This window comes from Micromonospora sp. WMMD714, from assembly GCF_029581315.1.
Classification (GTDB): Bacteria; Actinomycetota; Actinomycetes; order Mycobacteriales; family Micromonosporaceae; genus Micromonospora; species Micromonospora rifamycinica.
Genome location: NZ_CP120744.1, coordinates 313,383 through 335,240 on the forward strand (window position 1 = coordinate 313,383; position 21,858 = coordinate 335,240).

Here is a 21,858-nt window from a genome sequence, read left to right on the forward strand (position 1 = left end):
CGGCGGTCCGGGTACGGCAGGGAGGCTCGGTGGCACAGCAGGACCCGGCGCGCGACGACGTGACCCGGGACGACGCCTCCCGGGGCCTGCCGGCGCCCCGGCCCGGCCCGGAGCCGGCGTCGGGCCGACCCGGCCGGTCGACCACACCGACCCGGCCGGACGGCGGAACCCCGACCGGGCCGGCGGGCGACACCCCGACCGAGCAAGGCGGCCACACCCCGACCCGGCAGGGGGGCACCATGACGGGACCGATGAGCGACACTCCGACCGGGCACGGCGACACCCCGGCCGGGCTGGCGGGCGACACCCCGACCGGGCACGGGGGCGGCGTCACCCGCACGGCGGAGGCCGGGCCGGGCGATGTGGCGGTGGGCGGCGACCGGGAGGACCACCGGTCCGCCGAATCGACCGCCCTCGGCTCGGGGCGGTTCGGTCGGCCCGGTCGACCGTTGCGCCGCAGCAGTTTCCTGGTCGGCTTCACCGGCGCGCTCGGCGTGCTGCTGGCGTACACCGTGTTCCTGGGGATCCGCAACGCCGGCGGGATTCTGGTCCTGGTGGTGATCGCGCTCTTCCTGGCGGTGGGGCTCAACCCGGCCGTGGTCCGGTTGCGGCGCTGGGGGCTGCCGCACGGCCTGGCCGTGACGGTGGTGGTGCTGACCCTGATCCTGCTGATCGTCGCCGGGTTGGTGGCGCTGGTGCCGCCGGTGTTGACGCAGACCGGGCAGTTCATCGACCAGTTGCCCAGCTACGTCGAGGAGCTGCGCCGCAACCGCACCGTCAACGACCTCGTGGTGCGGTACGACGTGATGCAGCGGGTGCAGGAGCTGGCGAACGCGGACACCGTCGGCCGGGCGCTCGGCGGGGTCCTCGGCGGCGCACAGTTGATCTTCGGGACCATCTTCCGGGTGCTCACCGTGCTGGTGCTGACGATCTACTTCCTGGCCTACTTCGACCGGCTGCGTGACCTCGGCTACGCCCTGGTGCCGAGGTCACGCCGGCAGCGGGTCAGCCTGATCGGCGACGAGATCCTGGCCAAGGTCGGCGCGTACATGGTGGGGGCGCTGAGCATCGCGGTCCTGGCCGGTGCGAGCACCTTCGTCTTCGCGCTGGTGGTCGAGCTGCCCTACCCGTTCGCGCTGGCCGTGGTGGTGGCGGTGACCGACCTGATCCCGCAGATCGGGGCCACCCTCGGCGCGGTGATCGTCAGTCTGGTCGGGTTCGCCACCGGGCTGCCGATCGGTATCGCCTGCGCGGTCTTCTTCGTGCTCTACCAGCAGGTGGAGAACTACCTCATCTACCCCAAGATCATGCGGCGCTCGGTGCAGGTCAACGAGGTGGCCGCGCTACTCGCCGCGCTACTCGGGGTGGCCCTGATGGGGGTGGTCGGCGCGCTGATCGCCATCCCGGTGGTCGCCGCCCTCCAGCTGATCCTGCGCGAGGTGGTGCTCCCCCGCCAGGAACGCCGCTGAGGCCCCACCGGGGGCCGCGACGACTCGCGCCCCGTCGGGGCGACGACGACTCACGCCGCACCGGGGCCACGACGGCTCACGCCCCATCGGGGCGACGGCGGGCTCGCTCAGTCGGTGGCGGGGCCCGGCACCGGGGTGTCGGCGAAGGCGGCCACCGTACGGTCGGCGTACGCGCTGACGTTGCCGGTCTCGACCGGGCCGTCCCAGCTGGTCGGCAGAGGCAGCGGCAGCGCCGGGTTCACCCGCCGGACGATCTCGTCGAGCACCCGCTCGGCGTCGCCCACCCAGAGGTGCTTGGCCTTCGGCACGCCGACCACCTCGGCCTGCGGCACCACCGCGAAGCGTTCCCGGGCCTCGTCGGGGCGCAGGTAGTCGTCGAACTCGGGCACCAGCGCGACCAGCGGCCGACCCGACTCCGCCCAGACGGCCAGGTCCTCGGGCTTCGAGAAACGCAGGGGCGGCGAGAGCAGGATCGCCCCGGCCACCGCCGGGTCACAGCCGTACCTGACGGCCAGGTCGGTGCCGAACGACCAGCCGACCAGCCAGATGTTGGGCAGCTCGTGGAACTCGGCGTACTCGATCGCGGCGGCCACGTCGAAGCGCTCGCCCACCGCGTTGTCGAAGGCTCCCTCGCTGGTGCCCCGGACGCTGCTGGTGCCCCGGGTGTTGAACCGGAGCACCGCCAGGTCGGCCAGGGCGGGCAACCGCCAGGCCGCCTTGCGGAAGATGTGGCTGTCCATCATCCCGCCGTGGGTGGGCAGCGGGTGCAGGCAGACCAGGGTGCCCACCGGCGGCCGGTCGACCGGGCGGGACAGCTCACCGACGAGCCGCAGGCCGTCGGCGGTGTGCAGCTCGATGTCCTCCCGGTGGCCGGGCAGAATCGACGACGCGCGGATCGGTGTGCTCACCACCCAAGTCTGACGTGAAGTCGCGCCGGTCGCTCGCCCGGGTAGGAAACGACGTGATCTAGGTCGCCCGTCCGGCCGCAAACCGGGTCACCCGTACCGGGGAGCGCCCCGGCCGCGCAGCAGGTTCGGCCCCCGGCGGTCCCGGGCCCGCCAGCAGCCACGGTGCCAGTGCCGGCGGTCGGTCAGGTCACCCGCGCCGTCGGCCGGCCAGGCCACCAGGTGCGCCACCCCGGGGCGGATCTCCTGGTCGCAACCGGGGCAGCGGTACGTCTTGACCGAGGCCCCGCCGCTGATCCCGCGGACCTGCCACTCGCCGTCGCGCCACTGCTGCACCGATTCCACGCCCTGCCGGGCCCGGTCGGCGTCCAGCTGGGTGGGGTCCTCGCGGCGGGGACGGTTGCGACGGGGGCTCACCTTGCCAAGGTTACGGTCACCTCCAGGTCGCCGGCCGGGTGAGGTCGTCGGCCGGCACCGCCGCCGGGATCCGGATCAGCGCCGGGTGTGGTCGCGGAAGCCCCGGCCGGTCCCCCGGCCCAGGTAGCCGGCGGTGACCAGGTGCTCCAGCAGCGGGGCGGGGGCGAGGCCCGGCTCGCGCGACTCCCGGTAGAGCGCCCGCTGCGCGGCCAGCGCCACGTCCAGGCCGATCGTGTCGAGCAGCGCGAACGGACCCGTCGGGTAGCCGCAGCCGAGGGTCATCGCGTGGTCGATGCCGTCGGCGGTGGCGTAGCCGGCCTCCAGCATCCGCACCGCGTCGTTGAGGTACGGGTAGAGCAGCGCGTCGACCACGAAGCCGGCCCGGTCGCCGCAGACCACAGCGGTCTGGCCGAGCGCGGCGCAGACCGCGCGGGCGGTGGCGGTGGCCTCCGCCGAGGTACGGACCGTGCGGACCACCTCGACCAGCGGCACCGCCGCCGCCGGGTCGACGAAGTGCAGGCCGAGCACGTCGGAGGGGCGCCCGGTGGCCATCGCCACCTCGATCACCGGCAGCGACGAGCCGGTGGTGGCGAGCAACACGCCCGGCTTGCAGATCTCGTCGAGGCTGGCGAACAGCGTCTGCTCGACGCCCGGCCCCCCGGCGACCGCCTCGACCACCAGGTCGACGTCGGCGAGCTGCTCCAGGGTCGCCGACCAGGTGATCCGGGCCAGGGCGGCGTCCCGGTCGGCCCCGTCGAGGCCGCCCCGCCCCACCTCCTCGTCGAGCGAACCCCGGACCGCCCCGCCGATCCCGGCGGACTCCCCTGCGCCGGTCCCGGCGGGCTCCTCCGCACCGCCGGGCACCGAGACCACCTGGTAGCCGGACCGGGCGAAGAGACCGACGAGGCCGGCCGCCAGTGCCCCTGCGCCGACGACGCCGACCCGGGTGACCTCCCGCGCGCCGTCGGCACCGGCGGGGGTCGCGGCCGGGGTCCACTCGTCGGGTACGACCGTCGACGAGCCGGGCCTGTCGTAGGTGTAGAAGCCGCGTCCGGACTTGCGGCCGAGCAGCCCCGCGGTGACCAGCTGCCGCAGCAGCGGCGCCGGGGCGTGCCGGCGGTCCCGCCCGCCGCGCCGGTACATGGTGTTCAGGATCTCGTACGCGGTGTCCAGCCCGATCAGGTCCAGCAGGGCGAGCGGACCCATCGGCAGCCGGCAGCCGAGCCGCATCGCCGCGTCGAGGTCCTCCCGGGTGACGTACCGGGCCTCGAACAGGCTCACCGCGTGGTTGAGGTAGCCGAACAGCAGGGCGTTGGCGATGAAGCCGGCCCGGTCGCCGATGGTGACGGCGACCTTGCCGAGCCGGACGCAGAGCGCCTCGACGTCGTCGACCACCTCGTCGGCGGTGATCACCGTGCGGACCACCTCGACCAGCTTCATCACCGGTGCCGGGTTGAAGAAGTGCAGGCCGACGACCTGCCGGGGCCGGTTCGTGGCGACCGCGATGTCGGTGACGCTCAGCGACGAGGTGTTGGTGGCGAGGATGGTGTCGGGCCGGCAGACCCGGTCCAGCTCGGCGAAGATCCGCCGCTTGAGGTCGAGCTGCTCGGGGACCGCCTCGACCACCAGGTCGACCGCGTGCAGCGCGTCCAGCCCGACCTGGAAGTCGACCCGGGCGTGCAGGGCGTCCCGGTCGGCCTCGGCCAGCCTGCCCCTCGCCACCGCCCGGTCGGTCGACCGGGCGAGGGTGGCCCGGCCACGTGCCAGGGCCGCCTCGGAGATCTCCACGGCGACGACGTCGACGCCGTTGCGGGCGAACACCTCGACGATGCCGGCACCCATGGTGCCCAGACCCACCACGCCCACCCTGGTGAACTCCCGCGCCACGACCGGCCTCCCTGGTTGACTCCGCCGTCGCCGACGGCGACGAACGGTCCGTCGCCAACGTTAACGAACGCTAAGGTTGTCCGCCGGATTCTGCCACGCGACGCCACACCGGCCCTCGGTGAGGGCACGGTGACCGGCTCGGCCGGGGCCAGGAGTTCGGCGACGAACTCGGCCGGAGCACGGCGCGGGTGGGCGGTACGGCCGTACCCGGTACCGGCGCGGTCAGGCCTGCGTGCCGCCGCCGACCGGGGCGGCCGGCAGGGCATCGGTCGGGCCGGGGACGCGCGGCGGCAACGGCAGCGTCGGCCGGTGGTCCCGACGCCCTCCGGTGCCCCCGCTGAAACGCAGGCCGACCGGGTCGGTGGTGGCCAGTCCGGGGTCGAAGTAGCGCAGCTCGGTACGGCCCAGCCGGATCACGTCGCCGTCGGTGAGCGGCTCGGATCCGGTGATCCGCCGGTCGTTCAGCCAGGTGCCGTTGGTCGACGCCAGGTCGGTCAGGACCACCCCGGCGTCGGTCAGCCGCACCTCGGCGTGCCGCCGGCTCAGGTGCGCGTCGGCGACCGCGATGTCGGCGATCGGAGCCCGGCCGATCACCTGTGGCTGGGGCCGGACGCGGAAACTCGCCCCCCGCATCGGCCCACCGGCCACCGTCAACAGCGGCATCAGTTCCGGATGATCCTGCATGAACAGTCCGCTCTCCCAGAGTCGCCCGCCGTCAGCCTGCCAGCTCCGCGTGACCACCTCACCACCCGCCCGGTCATCTCCGCGACCCCTGGCGGACACCTGCCGTCCACCGAACAGGCGGTCGGCGAGCCATAGACGAGGACTGCTCACAACTACCGGCCGGTAGCCTCCGGGTCTAGACTTCCGCCATGACGGCTGTGCAGGTCCCGGGTGTCCCGGTCATCGCCGAGGGTCGACTGGTGTCGACCAGTCCCGCCACCGGCCGCGAAGCCGGAAGCCTACCGGTCGCCACCGCCGGACAGGTGGCCGCCGCGGTCACCGCCGCCCGGACGGCCGGGCAGTGGTGGGCCGGGCTCGGCTTCGACGGCCGCCGTACGCGGCTGCTGCGCTGGCGGGCACTGCTCGCCCAGCGGATCGAGGAACTGGCCGAACTGGTCCACGTCGAGGGCGGCAAGCCGGTCGGCGACGCGGTCGTCGAGGTCCTCACCGCCGTCGAGCACATCGACTGGGCGGCCCGCAACGCCCGCCGGGTGCTGGGCCCCCGCCGGGTCCGGTCCCGGGTGATCCTCGCCGAGTTCTCCGGCCACCTCGAATACCAGCCGCACGGCGTGGTCGGGGTGATCGGCCCGTGGAACTACCCGGTCTTCACCCCGGTCGGCTCCGCCGCGTACGCGCTGGCCGCCGGCAACGCGGTCGTCCTCAAGCCCAGCGAGTACACCCCGGTCGTCGGCCAGTGGCTGGTCGACACGTTCGCCGAGGTGGTGCCGGAGCAACCGGTCTTCACCGCGGTGCACGGCCTCGGCGACGTCGGCGCGGCACTGTGCCGCTCGGGGGTGGACAAGGTGGCGTTCACCGGTTCCACCGCGACCGCCCGCCGGGTGATGGCGGCCTGCGCCGAGTCGTTGACCCCGGTGCTGCTGGAGGCCGGCGGCAAGGACGCGATGATCGTGGCCGCCGACGCCGACCTGGACGCCGCCGCCGAGGCCTGCGTCTGGGGCGCGCTGACCAACGCCGGCCAGACCTGCATCGGTATCGAACGGGTCTATGCGGTGGCACCGGTCTACGACGAGTTCGTCGGCAAGGTGGTCGCCCGCGCCGAACGGCTGACCGTCGGCGCGGACGGGGCCGACCTCGGCCCGATCACCATGCCGAGCCAGCTCGACGTGATCCGCCGGCACATCGACGAGGCCATCGCCGCCGGCGGGCGGGCGGTGGTGGGCGGTCCCGGCGCCGTGCAGCCGCCGTACGTGCACCCGACGGTGCTGGTGGACGTCCCCGAGTCCGCCTCGGCCGTCCGCGAGGAGACCTTCGGCCCCACCGTGACCATCAGCCGGGTCGCCGACGCCGACGAGGCCGTCCGCCGGGCCAACGCCCTGCCGTACGGCCTGGGGGGTTCGGTGTTCGGCCGGCGCGACGCGGTGTCGATCGCCCGACGGCTGCGCTCGGGGATGGCGTCGATCAACTCGGCGCTCACCTTCGCCGGGATGTCCACGCTGCCGTTCGGCGGGGTGGGCGACTCGGGCTTCGGCCGGATCCACGGCGAGGACGGGTTGCGCGAGTTCGGCCGGGCCAAGTCGATCACCAGGCGGCGGGCCCGGTCGCTGCTGCCGTCGATGACCTTCGAGCGGACCCCGACCGACGTGGCCCGCCTCGTCAAGGTCACCAAGGCGCTCTACGGCCGACGCTGACCCGACCCGGGGCCCCGGGCGGGTGACACCCCGGGCCACCCGCCCGGCTGCCGGGCCGGCCGGTCAGCGTCGGGGATCGATCAGGGCCGGGCCGGTCAGAAGAGGGTCAGCTCGTCGCGGACGATGCCGCGCAGCCGGTCGTAGTCGACGACCACACAGCGGATGCCCCGGTCGGTGGCGAGGACCCGGGCCTGCGGCTTGATCTCCTGGGCGGCGAAGACACCGGTCACCGGGGCGAGCAGCGGATCCCGGTTCATCAGTTCGAGGTAGCGGGTGAGCTGCTCCACCCCGTCGATCTCACCGCGCCGCTTGACCTCGACGGCGACCGCACCGGAGTTGGCGTCCCGGCAGAGCAGGTCAACCGGGCCGATCGCGGTCATGTACTCGCGCCGGACCAGGGTGAAGCCCTCGCCGAGGGTCTCCGGGTTGGCGGCCAGCAGCTCCTGCAGGTGCGCCTCGACGCCGTCCTTACGCAGCCCCGGGTCCACCCCCAGCTCGTACGAGGTGTCCTGGAAGATCTCCTCCAGGTTGATCCGCAGCTCCTCGCCGGCCTTGTTGACCACCCGCCAGACGCCGGGTGCCTCCTCCAGCCGACAGGGCGGGCTCATCCAGTTCAACGGCTTGTACGCCCGGTCGTCGGCGTGGATCGACACCGACCCGTCCGCCTTCACCATGAGCAGGCGGGTGGCCAGCGGCAGGTGTGCCGAGAGCCGTCCGACATAGTCCACCGAGCACTTCGCAATCACCAGACGCACCCGACGAGGGTAGCCGAGGACCGGCCGGTCACCGTCGCGCGGCACTGGCGTGCCGGTGCGATGCTGAGATGGTGCTCGAAGTCCTCACCGGTACCGGTCTCGCCGCCTCGGCGGGCCTCAACGCCTACATTCCCCTGCTCACCATGGGTCTGCTCGCCCGCTACACCAGCCTGATCGACCTGCCCAGCGGCTGGCAGTGGCTGGGCAACGGGTGGGTGCTGGCGATCCTGGCGGCGCTGCTCGCGGTCGAGGTGGTCGCCGACAAGGTGCCCGTGGTCGACCACGTCAACGACGTCGTGCAGACGGTGGTCCGACCCACCGCCGGCGGCCTCGCCTTCGGTGCCGGCTCGGGCTCGGAGACGGTGACGGTGAGCGACCCGGGCGGGTTCTTCACCTCCCACCAGTGGGCACCGGTGGTCGCCGGGGTGGCCATCGCGCTCGGGGTGCACCTGTTCAAGGCGGCGGCCCGGCCGGTGGTCAACGCGACCACGGCAGGCTTCGGCGCACCGGTGGCCAGCACCGCCGAGGACGCGACCAGCGTGCTGATGTCCCTGGTGGCGATCATCCTGCCGGTGCTGGTACTGGCGTTCCTGCTGGGCATGGCGGCGTTCGTGGTCTGGTTCCTGCGTCGGCGGCGGGGCCGCCGCCGGGAACGCGAGGCGGCCCGCGCCGCCGGCTACCGGGTCTGACCCGCAGCCACCGACGGCCGGCACCCCGGGTGGGGGTACCGGCCGTCGTGTCGTGCGGGTGGTCGTGTGCGGTCAGCTGTTCCAGTGGTCGGTGACGAGGTCGGCGGCCTGCTGTTCCCACTGGGCGTAGTGGTCGGGGTAGGCGGAGACCTGGACGGTCTGGGCGGCCTTGGTCAGGGGCATGTCCTGCCAGCCGTCGACCTGCTTGAGGCCCTTGAGGAACGCGGTGGTGGCGTACTCGGGGTCGGTGATCTGCTCGACGGTGCCCCAGCCGGAGGACGGGCGCTGCTGGAACAGGCCCTGGGAGTCGTGGTCGTTGCGGTCGCCGAGGTGGCCGAGGTTCTCCAGCTTCGACTCCTGCAGGGCGGTGGCGATGGAGACGACGGCGGCGCGTTCGTCCATGCCGGTCTTCTTGGTGGCGGCGATGATGGCCTTGACGTTGGCGGTCTGCTCGTCGTCGAGGTCGATGCGGGACTGCTCGCCCTGCACACCGTGCGGGATCAGCTTGTCCTTGTCCACGGCCGGCCTGTCGGCCTGCACCACGGCCACCGGGCGGTCGGTGGTGCCCGACTCGACGGTGCCGTGGTTCAGCGGGCCGGCGGCGAGGCCGCCGGCGACGGCCAGACCGGCGATACCGAGGACGCTCTTACGCAGCATGGTGGTCTTCATGGGGGATGCTCCTTCGAGGGGGTCGACGCCACCCGGCCGGTCGGGGGGACCGGGCCACCGGCCGTGGCCGGCGGTGGGGGCGTAAGCACCACGACGAGGCGCTCATGAGGGGGGTCTCTGCGGTCTCCGGCGGGTCCTGCCACCTGCGCCGGAGCCAGGTGTAACGACCGGGGGCGCCGGGTCATTCCGGGGCGCTGCCCGCGTCCCGGGCTGGCCGGGCGGGGGTCCTGCTGCGGTCGTACAGAGGGTGTAACGACCGGGGGTCGGCCGGGATTCCGCCGTCGGCGTGCCGCCGGTCACGGGACACGGCACGCGGACCGCCCGGATCGGCCCACGGACGCACGACCCCGCCCGGCCCGGCCCGGACACCCTGCGCACCGGGCACCCCGCCGAACGAACCGGACATTCCGCACGACCCGGGATGCCCGCCGCTTCCCCCTGGCGGGCGGCACCACGACGGGGTGACCGGCGGCGGAAACCCGCGCGGCCACTCATCACATACCTAACTATGGGGGCGAATCCGTCTACAGGGAGAGTGTCATGACCGCAGCGATGGAAATGCCCCGGGTCCAGGAGTGCGCGGCCTCGTCCTGCGCCTACAACCACACCAACGACTGTCACGCGTTCGCCATCACCATCGGCAGCACCGACCACGCCCACTGCCACACCTTCGTGGAGCTGCCCGTGCGCGGTGGCCTCGACCGGCTGATCGCCCAGGTCGGCGCGTGCAGCCGCGCCGACTGCCGGCACAACGCCGAGCTGGAGTGCCGCGCCCCGGCGATCACCGTCGGCCCCGACAACGACCTGGCCGACTGCATGACCTACCAGAGCCGCTGACCGGCCGCTCCCGACCCCGCCCCGGCCCGCCCCACCACGACGGGCGGTACGGCACCCCGGCCGCCCACCGGTGACTCCCGGTAGAAGTCGTGCAGGTGGGTCACGCGGTGGGGATCGGGCCGGTGCGGAGCCGGGTGAGGTGGCCCGCCACGACCCGACGCACCCGGGCCGGGCCGGGGCGACCGGAGCGTCCCGACCCGTGCCGGCCGCACCGGCGCACCCCCGGCCGCCGCGCCGGCCGGCCTGGTCGCACACTGGACGTCATGGATGACGAGCTCGCGATCTCCGTACGGGGACTGCGCAAGGCGTACGGCGACAACGTCGCGGTGGCGGGGGTGGACCTCGACGTCCGCCGGGGCGAGGTGTTCGCCCTACTCGGCCCGAACGGCGCGGGCAAGACCACCACGGTGGAGATCCTGGAGGGCTACCGCCAGCGCGACGCCGGCGAGGTGAGCGTGCTCGGCGTCGACCCCGGGCTCGCCCTCGGCTCACGACGGCGGGGCTCGCCGGCCCGCTCCCCCGGCACCGCCCGGCACCGGACGGCCGACTGGCGTTCCCGGGTCGGCATCGTGCTCCAGGGCACCGGGGAGTTCGACGAGCTGACAGTGGCCGAGGTGGTGCGGCACTTCTCCGGCTTCTACCCGGGCGCGGACGACCCGGCCAGGGTCGTCGAGCGGGTCGGGCTGGGGGCCAAGGCCAACGCCCGCACACACACCCTCTCCGGCGGGCAGAAGCGCCGGCTCGACGTGGCGCTGGGCATCATCGGCCGCCCCGAGCTGCTCTTCCTCGACGAGCCCACCACCGGCTTCGACCCGGAGGCCCGACGCGATTTCTGGGAGCTGATCCGGGACCTCGCCGCCGCCGGCACCACCATCGTGCTCACCACCCACTACCTGGACGAGGCCGAGTCGCTCGCCGACCGGGTGGGGGTGATCGCCGCCGGCCGGGTGATCGAGGTGGCCCCACCCGACCGGCTCGGCAACCGGCAGGACGCCCTGGCGACGGTCTCCTGGCGTACCCCGGACGGGACGCCGGAGTCGGCGCAGAGCGCGACGCCGACGGCGCTGGTGGCGGAGCTGGCCGCGCGCTTCGGTGGCGAGGTGCCCGGCCTGACGGTGACCCGGCCGACCCTGGAAGACGTCTACCTCAGCATGATCGGACACTGATGACGACCACCACGAGGCCGGGCGACCCGGTCGCCGCCACCGGCAGCCGACGGATCGGGCCGGGGGCGCTCGCCCTGCGCCAGGGCCGGCTGGAGATCACCCAGTTCCTGCGCAGCCGGGAGTCCGTCGTCTTCACGATGGGCTTCCCGATCATCATGATCCTGATCTTCGCGTCGATCTTCGACGGGACGATCGGCGGCGGGGTGAAGTTCACCCAGTACTTCATCACCGGCATGATCGCCACCGGCCTGATGACGGTGAGCTTCCAGAACCTGGGCATCTGGATCCCGATCGAGCGGGACCGGGGCGTGCTCAAGCGCTACCGGGGCACCCCGATGCCGAAGTGGGTCTGGTTCGCCGGCAAAGTGATCATGGTGGTGGCCATCGGCATCGCCGAGACCGCCCTGCTGCTGGCGGTCGCCGTGGCGCTGTTCGACCTCGACCTGCCGGCCACCGCCGGGAAGTGGTTCACCTTCGGCTGGGTGGCCGTGCTCGGGGTGACCGCCTGCACCCTGTGCGGGATCGCCATCTCGTCGCTGGCCCGCACCGCCCGCAGCGGGTCCGCCGTGGTCACCCCGGTCTCCCTGGTGCTCCAGTTCATCTCCGGGGTGTTCTTCGTCTTCACCGACCTGCCCAGCTGGATGCAGCAGGTGGCGGCGCTCTTCCCGCTCAAGTGGATGTGCCAGGGCCTGCGCGCGGTGTTCCTGCCGGAGAGCTTCGGCGCCCAGGAGCCCGGCGGCTCCTTCGAGCTGGGCCGGGTCGCCCTGGTCCTCGCCCTGTGGTGCGTGATCGGCCTGGTCCTCTGCCTGACCACCTTCCGCTGGACCACCAAGCGCGACGGCTGACCCCGCCGCCCCGCAACACGCCGGGCCGGGGCAGGCCCGGGGCGCCGGCCGGGCCGTGGCCGGTCCAGGTTCACGCCGGGCCGGCCGTGGCCGGCCCAGGTGTGCCGATGTTGCGGTATCCGCTGGTGGGGATACCGCAACATCGGCGACACGGCGGATCGGCCCGTCGGGGCAGGCTCAGATCGGCGACACGGCGCACCGGCCCGCCGGGGCAGGCTCAGTAGGAGTAGAAGCCCTGGCCGGTCTTGCGGCCCAGGTCCCCGGCAGTGGCCATCCGCTGGAGCAGCTCCGGGGGGAAGAACTTCTCGTCGGCGGTGTCGGTGTAGATGTTCCTCGTCGCGTTCAGCAGCACGTCCACGCCGGTCAGGTCGACCGTGGCCAGCGGACCCATCGCGTGACCGAAGCCGAGCCGACAGGCGGTGTCCAGGTCCTCGGCCGACATCACCCCGGACTCGACCAGCCGCACCGCCTCCATGGCCAGCGCGCAGATCAGCCGGGTGGTGACGAAGCCGGCGAGGTCCCGGTTGACCACCACGACCGTCTTGCCGATCTCCTCCGCGAACGCCTTCGCGGTGGCGATGGTCGCGTCGCTCGTCTTGTGGCCACGGACCAGCTCGCAGAGCTTCATCATCGGCACCGGGGAGAAGAAGTGCGTGCCGACGACCGCCTCCGGCCGCTCGGTCACCGCGGCGATCTGGGTCACCGGGATGGCCGACGTGTTGGTCGCCAGCACCGCGTCGGGGCGGCAGATCTTGTCCAGCGCGCGGAACACCTCGTGCTTGATCTCGATCTTCTCGAAGACCGCCTCGACCACCACGTCCGCGTCGGCCACCGCCTCCAGCTCGGTGGTCGGGGTGATCCGGCCGAGCGTCGCCTCGACGTCGGACGGGTCGATCTTCCCCTTCTCGGCGAACCTCGCCAGCGACGTCCGGATGCCGGCCAGGCCCCGGGCGGTGGCCGCGTCGTCGACGTCCCGCAGGGTCACCTGCCAGCCCGCCTGCGCCGCCACCTGGGCGATACCGGAACCCATCAGCCCGGCCCCGACGACCGCGAGTCGACCCGCCATCTGCTTCTCCCTCGCTGCGATTGAGTGTCTGCCAGCACCCTAGTCGGCGAGCCTGAACGAACGCTAAGCCCCTGACGGTCGGGCCGGGGACGGGAGATGGCGGGCGGATCAGATGGTCAGCTCGGGCGCTTCCGGGGCGGTGCCGCGCTCCACCTCCACGCCGAGCGCCCGCAGATCGGCCACGAAATCCGGGTAGCCCCGGTCCACGTGGTGCACGTGGGAGACCTCGGTGACCCCGTCGGCGCAGAGCCCCGCGATGATCAGCCCGGCACCGGCCCGGATGTCGGTGGCCCGCACCGGTGCGCCGGAGAGACGGTCCCGGCCCCGGACCACGGCGTGGTGGCCGTCGGTCTTGATGTCCGCGCCGAGACGCATCATCTCGTTGGCGAACATGAACCGGCCGTCGAAGATGTTCTCGGTGATCAGCGAGGCCCCGTCGCTGACCGCCGCCAGGCCGATCGCCATCGGCAGCAGGTCGGTGGCGAACCCCGGGTACGGCAGGGTCACCACGTCGACGGCGGCGGGCCGGTCGTCGGCGCGGATCCGGAAGGCGTCGCTCCGGGTCTCCACCAGCGCGCCGGCCGACACCAGCTTGTCCAGCGCGACCTCCAGGTAGGCCGGATCGATCCCGGTGACCGTCACGTCCCCCCGGGTCATCGCCGCGGCGAACGCCCAGGTGCCGGCCACGATCCGGTCCCCCACCGTGGCGTGCCGCACCGGCCGCAGGGCGGGCACCCCGACGATGCGCAGGGTGGAGCTGCCGCCGCCGGAGATCCGGGCGCCCATCCGGTTGAGCATGGTGCACAGGTCGACGATCTCCGGCTCCCGGGCCGCGTTGTCGATCGTCGTCACGCCCCGGGCCAGCACCGCCGCCATGACCAGGTTCTCGGTCGCGCCCACACTCGGGAAGTCCAGCACGATGTCGGCGCCCCGCAGACCGTCCGGAGCGGCGGCGATGACGAAGCCGTGCTCACCGGAGACGTCCGCGCCCATCCGGGCCAGCCCGGCGACGTGCATGTCCAGCCCCCGGGAGCCGATCGCGTCGCCGCCCGGGTGGGCCACCCGCACGTACCCCCGGCGGGCCAGCAGCGGGCCGAGCACGCAGATCGACGCCCGCAGCCGGCGGACCAGGTCGTAGTCGGCGTCCGCGCCGGGCTGCTCGGGCACGTCGATGACGACCGAGCGGGACCGGGCCTGACCGCCGTACCCGACCATCGGGTCCACCGGGTCGTCCGCCTCGAAGCGCACCGCGCAGCCGAGCCGGCGCAGCACCTCGCCCATGATGGCGATGTCGGTGATCCGCGGCACGTTCGTGATCACCGTCCGCCCCGGTGCCAGCAACGCCGCCGCCATCAGTTTCAACGCCGAGTTCTTCGCCCCGACGACGTGCACCGTGCCGGCCAGCCGGGCGTTCCCACCGACCCGGATGACGTCGACGTCGTCGACCGCCGGGTCACCGGCGTCACCCGGGCCCGTCCCCACCGGCCGACCGGCCGGGACCGTCCGGGCCGGGAGCGTCAGGTCCGCTATCCGTAGGCTGTGCGTCATGGCTGTCCACCTCACGCGCATCTACACCAAGGCCGGCGACGCCGGCATGACCAGGCTGAGCAACAACGAGCAGGTGCCGAAGACCGATCCCCGGATCGCCGCGTACGCCGACGTCGACGAGTGCAACGCCGCGCTCGGCGTGGCGCTCGCCCTGGGACAGCTCGACGACGAGCTGCGGACCGTGCTGGAGTCGATCCAGAACGACCTGTTCGACGTGGGCGCCGACCTGGCCACCCCCGTCGAGCCGGAACCGGCGTATCCGCCGCTGCGGGTCACGGAGGAGTACGTGGAACGCCTCGAAGGCTGGTGCGACGAGTTCAACGGGCGTCTGGGCAAGCTCGACTCCTTCATCCTCCCCGGCGGCACCGCTGGCGCGGCGCTGCTGCACGTGGCACGGACGATCGCCCGGCGGGCCGAACGGACGGCCTGGGCACTGCTCGCCCACGATCCGGATCGCACCAGCTCCCTGCCGGCAAAGTATCTCAACCGCCTCTCCGACCTGCTGTTCATCCTGTCAAGAACGGCCAACCCGGGCGGCGATGTGCTATGGGTGCCGGGCGGCAAGCGCTGAGCCCGGCCGGGCTGCCCCGCACCGGCGTGCGGATACCCGGCCCGGCCGCCGCCAAGCCCCGCCGGGGGCGGCGGCGCGGTGGGCCGGCCCGGATCCGGCCGGCGACGGGAGCGACGCCGCAGCCGGCACGGCGTAGGGAAGTCGTTCCGCTCGGCGGGCGGGAGGCCCACGCCGCGGCGCACGGGAGTCAGCCGCACGCGGATCGCTCGGGCCGCACGGCGCGGGAAGGCCGCACGGGAGTCGTGCTGAGGAAGGCCACACGGCGCGCGGGAAGGCCGCACGGGAGTCGTGCCGGGGAAGGCCGCGCGGCGCGCGGAGTGGGTCAGGCGGCGGGCCAGTCCTGGGAGGCCATACGCGGCGAGGCCGCCCCGGGTGGGGCGGCCTCGAGCCAGGACGAGAAGCCGGTCACCGTGGATCGCGCCATGGCGATCTCGACCGGTGCGTGTTGACTGGTACAGCGGAGGATCACCCAGTCGGACGGCATGGAGAGCCGTTCCTGCCCTTCGGGGAGCCGCCGACGCTCCACCACCAGTTCCTTGCGGGAGAGCACCCGCTTGGGCCGCAGGGCGAAGCTGAACATCCGGTACCAGCGGAGCTGGTCGCCGACGAACCGCGCGAAGCCCGGTGACCAGCCCCGACCGTCGAGGACGGTGGTCACCCGGACGCTCAGCCGGATGATGCCACCGCTACGGGTGACCAGTGCCCGCCGGACGAAGAGGATCAGGACCGCGACCAGGATCACCGCGATGCCGATTCCGATCCCTTCGACGATCTCCATCGGCGGGTGGGCTCAGCGGGCCGGAGTGGCCGGGGTGGCGCTCTCGGCGAGCACTGTCACGCTCTCGGCGCCGACCGACAGGAACCCGCCGGTGATGTCGTAGGCGACCTGCTGGCCGCCGGCCTGCTTGATCCGGACCTGGCTGGGCTCGGCGAGCTGGCCGAGCAGGGGCGCGTGCCCCGGCAGCACACCCAGCTCACCCTCGGTCGTGCGGGCGACGACCATCTCGGCCTCGCCGGACCAGACCTTCTCCTCGACGGCTACGAGGTCGACGTGAAGCTGCTGTGCCACGCTGTCTCCTTGCTGCGGCGACGGATTGTCGAAAGTCTAGTCGGACCGTGGTGACCACCCCAACGCGGGTACCGAGACATACGCCACCCCCCGGCGTGTCGCTTCACCGGGGGGTGGCGTTCGCGCCGGGCGGGAATCACCTGGCCTTGTTACGGAACTCCGGGTGCTCCAGCAGGAAGGCGTCCAACTGCTCCTTGCCGAGGGCGGTGAAGAAGTCGTCGGCGGCGGGCAGCAGCCGCTCCCCCCGGTAGCCGTTGCCGGTGCCGATCCCCTCCCCCGGCAGCTTGATCAGCTCGACGTTCTCCGAGCGGATGCCCTTGAGCGCGATGGCGAAGTCGACCACGCTGCTGCCCCGGCCGTTGAAGGTCAGTGACTGGCCGGCGGCCCGGATCACCCGGTCCAGCTTGATCGGGTTGGTCACCACGTCGGCGCTGAACGCCTGACTGACCATCGCCTTGATGAACTGCTGCTGGTGGCGCTGCCGGCCGTAGTCGGCGTCCGGGACGCCGTTCTTGGGGTAGCGCTGCCGCACGTAGTCCAGCGCCTGCCAGCCGCTGAGGTGCTGATTGCCCTTCTTGTAGACCGCCTGTGGCCCGATGTAGCCCTCGCCGTACGGGTTGCCCTTGCGGTGCTTGCCGTTCGGCTCGCGGTGCTCGGACTTGACCTCCCGCTCGATGTACATGTCGACGCCGCCCATCGCGTCGACGATCTTCTGGAAGCCGGTGAAGTTGATGATCGCGCCGGCGTCGAACCGGTCGATCCCGGTGGCCTTCTGCACGGTCTTGGCGAGCAGCTCGAAGCCCTGCGCGGCGCTGGGGTTCCTGCCCTCGACGATGCTGCCGTGCGACATCGCGCCGTTGATCTTGCCGGAGCCGCCCCGGTAGCCGGCCTTGTCGAACTTGGGGATCTCGACGTAGAGGTCACGCGGAACCGAGAAGATGTACGCCCGGTCCAGCGACGCCGGCACGTGCAACACCATGATCGAGTCGGCCAGCGGCGGGGTCTTCGCGTCCCGCGGGTCGATCCCCACCAGCAGGATGTTCAGCGGACCCTTGACGTTGCTCTTGCGCTCCTGCGCCCCGGCCGCCTTGTCGCCGAAGAGGTCGGCCTTGCCCACCGAGCCCTCGTAGCGCGACAGCAGTGTCTCGTAGCCGACCAGGACCGCACCGCTGAGCAGCATCAGCACGACCCCGAAGACGGTACAGACGCGGGCCCAGCGCGGCACCCCCGACCAGATGGACGACCTGCGGCCGTCCTTGCCGGTCTTACCCACGAGCAGCTCCATTCGTCGCGCCACGAGGACTCGTCACGAGTCACGAAGATTCGTCACGCCCACGAACAGAAGACGGGCGTACACCGCCGAAAAGTTGCCTCCGATCGACACCCGTTTCCCGGTGTCGCGCTCGAAACGGTACCTCGCCCGCCTGGGAGCCGCGTGCCCGGTAACCGGACACCGGCCCCCACCAGCCACGACGACGCCGAAGGCCACCCCGGATGCACCGGGGTGGCCTTCGTGGAGACCGTCGGGGGACTCAGCCCTCCGACATCAGCTCCTTCGCCTTGCGCTCCAGGTCCTCCAGACCACCGCACATGAAGAAGGCCTGCTCGGGGAAGTGGTCGTACTCACCCTCGCTGATCTTCTTGAACGCCTCGATGGTCTCGGCGATCGCGACCGTCGAGCCCGGCACACCGGTGAACTGCTCGGCGGCGTAGGTGTTCTGGGAGAGGAAGCGCTCGATCCGACGGGCCCGGCCGACGGTGAGCTTGTCCTCCTCCGAGAGCTCCTCGATACCGAGGATGGCGATGATGTCCTGGAGGTCCTTGTAGCGCTGGAGGATGCGCTTGACCTCGGTGGCCACCGTGAAGTGCTCCTCGCCGACGAACTCCGGGGCGAGGATCCGGGACGAGGACGCCAGCGGGTCCACGGCCGGGTAGATGCCCTTGTCGGAGATCGACCGCTCCAGGTTGGTGGTCGCGTCCAGGTGGGCGAAGGTGGTGGCCGGCGCCGGGTCGGTGTAGTCGTCGGCGGGCACGTAGATCGCCTGGAGCGAGGTGATGGCCTGGCCCCGGACGGAGGTGATCCGCTCCTGGAGCTCGCCCATCTCGTCGGCCAGGGTCGGCTGGTAGCCCACCGCGCTCGGCATCCGGCCGAGCAGGGTGGAGACCTCGGAACCGGCCTGGGTGAAGCGGAAGATGTTGTCGATGAAGAGCAGCACCTCCTGCTTCTTGACGTCCCGGAAGTACTCGGCCATGGTCAGCGCGGACAGCGCCACCCGCAGCCGGGTGCCCGGCGGCTCGTCCATCTGGCCGTAGACCAGCGCGGTCTTGTCGATGACGCCGGACTCGGTCATCTCGGCGATGAGGTCGTTGCCCTCACGGGTGCGCTCACCCACACCGGCGAAGACCGAGGTGCCACCGAAGTTCCGGGCCACCCGGGTGATCATCTCCTGGATGAGCACCGTCTTGCCCACGCCCGCGCCGCCGAACAGGCCGATCTTGCCGCCCTTGACGTACGGGGCGAGCAGGTCGATGACCTTGATGCCGGTCTCCAGCATCTCGGTCTTCGGCTCCAGGTCCGCGAAGGCCGGGGCCTTGCGGTGGATGCCCCACCGGTCGTCCGCGTCGAGCGTCTCGCCCTCGGTGAGGTTGAGGCACTCGCCGATGGCGTTGAAGACGTGGCCCTTGACCGCGTCGCCCACCGGGACGGTGATCGGGGAGCCGGTGTCGACCACCTCGGCGCCCCGGACCAGACCGTCGGTCGGCTGCATCGAGATGGCCCGGACCAGGTTGTCACCCAGGTGCTGGGCGACCTCCAGGGTCAGCGTCTTCTCACCGCCGGACAGGTTGACCTCGACGTGCAGGGCGTTGAACAGGGTCGGCATGGCGTCGCGCGGGAACTCGGCGTCGACGACCGGGCCGATGACCCGGACCACACGACCGGTGGCCGTCCTGGTCTCTGCCGGTCCCCCGGCAACTGCGGATACAGTCATCACACTTCACTTCCCGACGCGGCCAGCGCGTTCGCGCCGCCGACGATCTCACTGATCTCCTGGGTGATCCCGGCCTGGCGGGCCGAGTTCATCTCACGCGTGTACTTCTCGATCATCTCTTCGGCGTTGTCGGTGGCGCTCTTCATCGCCCGCCGCCGGGCCGCCGACTCGCTCGCCGCCGACTCCAGCAACGCCGCGTAGATCCGCGTGTTGATGTACTTCGGCAACAGCGCGTCGAGCAGCGACTCCGCCTCCGGCTCGAACTCGTACGCCGGCAGCAGCCCCTCGGAGCGCGGCCGGTCCTCGACCTGCATCGGACCGATGATCTTCGTGACCGGGTTCTGGGTCATCAGGCTGTGGAACTCGGTGTAGACGATGTGCAACTCGTCGATGCCGAGCACGCCGTCCGGCCCGGCGTCACCGTCGGTGTCGTCCGCCCCGGCGGTGAACGCCGCGATCAGCGTCTCACCGACCTCGCGGGCGTCGGCGAAGGTGGGCTGCTCCGAGAAGCCGGTCCAGTTCGCCGCGATCTTCCGGTTGCGGAACCGGTAGAACGTCAGGCCCTTGCGCCCGATGACGTAGAGCACCGGCTCCTTGCCGTCGGCGGTGAGCCGGGCGATCAGCGACTCGGCGGTCCTGATCGCGTTGGAGCTGTACCCACCGGCCAGGCCCCGGTCCGAGGTGACCAGCAGGACGCCCGCCCGCCGCACCCGCTCGCGCGGGGTGAGCAGCGGGTGGTCGATCCGGGCGTTCGAGGCCAGCGCGGTGAGCACGCCGGTGATCGCCTGGGCGTACGGCAGGGACGCCGTCACCCGGGCCTGGGCCTTGGCGATGCGGCTCGTCGCCACGAGCTCCATCGCCTTGGTGATCTTCTTCATCCCCTTCGCCGAACGGATCCGCTGGCGAAGAACGCGTACCTGGGCCGCCATGAGTCAGCCCTACTGCTTCTCGGCGTCGCCGCCGGCGTAGCGGGTGACCGTCTCGCGGTCGGCCTCGCCCTCCAGCGGCTTGGCCGGCGCGTCGTTGACCCGACGCTCGTCGGCCTTGCCCAGGAAGACCTGCTTGAACTCGGTGATGGCCGAGTCGAGCGAGGACGAGAGGTCGTCGCCCCACTTGCCGTCCGCGATCGAGGCCAGCACACCCTCGTGCTTGTGCCGCAGGTACTGGAGGAACTCCGACTCGAAGCGCCGGATCTCGCCGACCGGGACGTCGTCCAGCTTGCCCTCGACGCCGGCCCAGACCGAGACGACCTGCTCCTGCACCGGGTACGGCGAGTAGTTCGGCTGCTTGAGCAGCTCGACCAGCCGGGAACCCCGGTTCAGCTGGGCCTGCGAGGCCTTGTCCAGGTCGGACGCGAAGGCGGCGAACGCCTCCAGCTCACGGAACTGGGCCAGGTTGAGCCGCAGCGAGCCGGAGACCTTCTTCATCGGCTTCATCTGGGCGGCGCCGCCGACCCGGGAGACCGAGGTGCCGACGTTGATGGCCGGCCGGACGCCCTGGTTGAACAGGTCGGACTCCAGGAAGATCTGGCCGTCGGTGATGGAGATGACGTTGGTCGGGATGAAGGCCGAGATGTCGTTGGCCTTCGTCTCGATGATCGGCAGGCCGGTCATCGAGCCGCCGCCCAGCTCGTCGGAGAGCTTCGCGCAGCGCTCCAGCAGGCGGGAGTGCAGGTAGAAGACGTCACCCGGGTACGCCTCACGGCCCGGCGGGCGGCGCAGCAGCAGCGACACGGCCCGGTACGCCTCGGCCTGCTTGCTCAGGTCGTCGAAGACGATCAGGACGTGCTTGCCGCCGTACATCCAGTGCTGCCCGATGGACGAGCCGGTGTAGGGGGCGAGGTACTTGAAGCCGGCCGGGTCGGACGCCGGGGAGGCCACGATGGTGGTGTACTCCAGCGCGCCCGCGTCCTCCAGGATGCCCTTGATCGAGGCGATCGTGGAGGCCTTCTGGCCGATGGCGACGTAGATGCAGCGGACCTGCTTCTTCGGGTCGCCGGAGCGCCAGTTGTCCCGCTGGTTGAGGATGGTGTCCAGCGCGACGGTGGTCTTGCCGGTCTTCCGGTCGCCGATGATCAGCTGCCGCTGGCCCCGACCGATCGGGGTCATCGCGTCGATCGCCTTGATACCGGTCTGCAGCGGCTCGTCGACGGACTGCCGGGACATCACGTTGGGGGCCTGGAGCTCCAGCTCGCGGTAGCCCTCGTCGGCGATGTCGCCGAGGCCGTCGATCGGCTGGCCGAGCGCGTTGACCACGCGGCCGAGGAAGGCGTCGCCGACCGGTACGGAGAGCACCCGGCCGGTGCGCTTGACGCGCTGCCCCTCCTCCAGCTTGGCGGAGTCACCGAGAACGACGACACCGATCTCCCGCACGTCGAGGTTCAACGCCACGCCGAGCGTGCCGTCCTCGAACTCCAGGAGTTCGTTGGTCATGGTCGAGGGCAGGCCCTCGACGTGGGCGATGCCGTCACCGGTGTCGGCGACGGTGCCGACCTCCTCGCGGGAGACGTCGGTCGAGTAGGAGGAGACGTAGCGCTCCAGGGCGCCGCGGATCTCCTCCGTCGAGATGGTCAGCTCGGCCATCCTCTGCTTCCTTAAGTATCA

The 21,858-nt window shown here is 72.0% G+C and carries 21 protein-coding genes; 7 read left to right on the forward strand and 14 right to left on the reverse strand.

Translation table 11 applies throughout. The features are described from left to right. Nucleotides 1-362 precede the first annotated feature (362 nt). Nucleotides 363-1,469: an AI-2E family transporter gene (locus tag O7625_RS01400; protein ID WP_282346771.1), complete on the forward strand. Its 1,107-nt coding sequence runs from the start codon at nt 363-365 to the stop codon at nt 1,467-1,469. Nucleotides 1,470-1,576: 107 nt separating this feature from the next. On the opposite strand, the gene O7625_RS01405 is transcribed toward O7625_RS01400, so the two are convergent. From O7625_RS01405 to O7625_RS01420, 4 genes are all read right to left on the reverse strand, one after another. After that, the gene (locus O7625_RS01405; RefSeq protein WP_067314968.1) at nt 1,577-2,377 is read right to left on the reverse strand and encodes an alpha/beta hydrolase; all 801 of its coding nucleotides are present in this window, start codon (nt 2,375-2,377) and stop codon (nt 1,577-1,579) included. Between the two features lie 87 nt (nt 2,378-2,464). Beyond that, nucleotides 2,465-2,791 carry an ATP/GTP-binding protein gene (locus O7625_RS01410; protein ID WP_067314966.1) on the reverse strand — a complete coding sequence of 109 codons (327 nt, stop codon included), beginning with the start codon at nt 2,789-2,791 and terminating at the stop codon, nt 2,465-2,467. Between the two features lie 75 nt (nt 2,792-2,866). After that, nucleotides 2,867-4,678, reverse strand: coding sequence for a 3-hydroxybutyryl-CoA dehydrogenase (locus O7625_RS01415; protein ID WP_282343715.1), 1,812 nt, complete (start codon nt 4,676-4,678; stop codon nt 2,867-2,869). 222 nt (nt 4,679-4,900) lie between these two features. Continuing rightward, complete coding sequence (locus tag O7625_RS01420; protein WP_282343717.1) at nt 4,901-5,419, reverse strand: FHA domain-containing protein; 519 nt, start codon at nt 5,417-5,419, stop codon at nt 4,901-4,903. A gap of 131 nt (nt 5,420-5,550) precedes the next feature. Here O7625_RS01420 and O7625_RS01425 point away from each other — a divergent pair, with 131 nt between their 5' ends. Beyond that, nucleotides 5,551-7,050, forward strand: a complete 1,500-nt coding sequence (locus O7625_RS01425) for an aldehyde dehydrogenase family protein (protein WP_282343719.1) — start codon at nt 5,551-5,553, stop codon at nt 7,048-7,050. 95 nt (nt 7,051-7,145) lie between these two features. On the opposite strand, the gene nucS is transcribed toward O7625_RS01425, so the two are convergent. Beyond that, nucleotides 7,146-7,805, reverse strand: coding sequence for an endonuclease NucS (gene nucS / locus O7625_RS01430; protein WP_282343721.1), 660 nt, complete (start codon nt 7,803-7,805; stop codon nt 7,146-7,148). Nucleotides 7,806-7,876: 71 nt separating this feature from the next. On the opposite strand from nucS, the gene O7625_RS01435 reads away from it, so the two are divergent. Then, nucleotides 7,877-8,494: a DUF4126 domain-containing protein gene (locus tag O7625_RS01435; protein ID WP_067315883.1), complete on the forward strand. Its 618-nt coding sequence runs from the start codon at nt 7,877-7,879 to the stop codon at nt 8,492-8,494. A gap of 72 nt (nt 8,495-8,566) precedes the next feature. On the opposite strand, the gene O7625_RS01440 is transcribed toward O7625_RS01435, so the two are convergent. Beyond that, a complete protein-coding gene (locus tag O7625_RS01440; protein ID WP_282343723.1) occupies nt 8,567-9,163 on the reverse strand; it encodes a hypothetical protein in 597 nt (198 codons plus the stop codon). A 540-nt stretch (nt 9,164-9,703) separates the two neighbouring features. Between O7625_RS01440 and O7625_RS01445 the strand changes: the two genes are divergently transcribed. The 3 genes from O7625_RS01445 (at nt 9,704) to O7625_RS01455 (ending at nt 12,011) form a co-directional block, all read left to right on the forward strand. Then, nucleotides 9,704-10,000, forward strand: a complete 297-nt coding sequence (locus O7625_RS01445) for a DUF1540 domain-containing protein (RefSeq protein ID WP_067312880.1) — start codon at nt 9,704-9,706, stop codon at nt 9,998-10,000. 263 nt (nt 10,001-10,263) lie between these two features. Next, nucleotides 10,264-11,166, forward strand: a complete 903-nt coding sequence (locus O7625_RS01450; protein WP_282343725.1) for an ABC transporter ATP-binding protein — start codon at nt 10,264-10,266, stop codon at nt 11,164-11,166. Then, nucleotides 11,166-12,011, forward strand: coding sequence for an ABC transporter permease (locus O7625_RS01455; RefSeq protein WP_067312875.1), 846 nt, complete (start codon nt 11,166-11,168; stop codon nt 12,009-12,011). Before O7625_RS01450 ends, O7625_RS01455 begins: the two co-directional genes overlap by 1 nt. Nucleotides 12,012-12,228: 217 nt before the next feature. Here O7625_RS01455 and O7625_RS01460 read toward each other — a convergent pair whose 3' ends face one another. Continuing rightward, nucleotides 12,229-13,077 (reverse strand): 3-hydroxyacyl-CoA dehydrogenase family protein, encoded by an 849-nt coding sequence (locus tag O7625_RS01460; RefSeq protein ID WP_282343728.1) that lies wholly within the window; start codon nt 13,075-13,077, stop codon nt 12,229-12,231. A gap of 108 nt (nt 13,078-13,185) precedes the next feature. Beyond that, nucleotides 13,186-14,625, reverse strand: a complete 1,440-nt coding sequence (murA, locus tag O7625_RS01465) for a UDP-N-acetylglucosamine 1-carboxyvinyltransferase (protein ID WP_282343730.1) — start codon at nt 14,623-14,625, stop codon at nt 13,186-13,188. On the opposite strand from murA, the gene O7625_RS01470 reads away from it, so the two are divergent. Next, nucleotides 14,624-15,196 carry a cob(I)yrinic acid a,c-diamide adenosyltransferase gene (locus O7625_RS01470; protein ID WP_282343732.1) on the forward strand — a complete coding sequence of 191 codons (573 nt, stop codon included), beginning with the start codon at nt 14,624-14,626 and terminating at the stop codon, nt 15,194-15,196. The two genes, murA and O7625_RS01470, sit on opposite strands and share 2 nt — an antisense overlap. Nucleotides 15,197-15,518: 322 nt before the next feature. Here the strand turns inward: O7625_RS01470 and O7625_RS01475 are convergent, their stop codons facing one another. The 6 genes from O7625_RS01475 to atpA all read right to left on the reverse strand — a co-directional run bounded on the left by O7625_RS01475 (nt 15,519) and on the right by atpA (nt 21,837). Then, nucleotides 15,519-15,974, reverse strand: coding sequence for a DUF2550 domain-containing protein (locus O7625_RS01475; protein ID WP_067312866.1), 456 nt, complete (start codon nt 15,972-15,974; stop codon nt 15,519-15,521). A 12-nt stretch (nt 15,975-15,986) separates the two neighbouring features. Next, on the reverse strand, nt 15,987-16,265 hold the full coding sequence (locus O7625_RS01480) for a F0F1 ATP synthase subunit epsilon (RefSeq protein ID WP_067312863.1): 279 nt from the start codon (nt 16,263-16,265) through the stop codon (nt 15,987-15,989). A gap of 136 nt (nt 16,266-16,401) precedes the next feature. Beyond that, complete coding sequence (locus tag O7625_RS01485) at nt 16,402-17,544, reverse strand: LCP family protein (protein WP_282346772.1); 1,143 nt, start codon at nt 17,542-17,544, stop codon at nt 16,402-16,404. A gap of 253 nt (nt 17,545-17,797) precedes the next feature. After that, nucleotides 17,798-19,255 carry a F0F1 ATP synthase subunit beta gene (gene atpD / locus O7625_RS01490; RefSeq protein ID WP_067312860.1) on the reverse strand — a complete coding sequence of 486 codons (1,458 nt, stop codon included), beginning with the start codon at nt 19,253-19,255 and terminating at the stop codon, nt 17,798-17,800. Next, nucleotides 19,255-20,184 (reverse strand): F0F1 ATP synthase subunit gamma, encoded by a 930-nt coding sequence (locus tag O7625_RS01495; protein WP_067312858.1) that lies wholly within the window; start codon nt 20,182-20,184, stop codon nt 19,255-19,257. Before O7625_RS01495 ends, atpD begins: the two co-directional genes overlap by 1 nt. A 9-nt stretch (nt 20,185-20,193) precedes the next feature. Further along, nucleotides 20,194-21,837, reverse strand: a complete 1,644-nt coding sequence (gene atpA / locus O7625_RS01500; protein WP_282343738.1) for a F0F1 ATP synthase subunit alpha — start codon at nt 21,835-21,837, stop codon at nt 20,194-20,196. Nucleotides 21,838-21,858 lie beyond the last annotated feature (21 nt).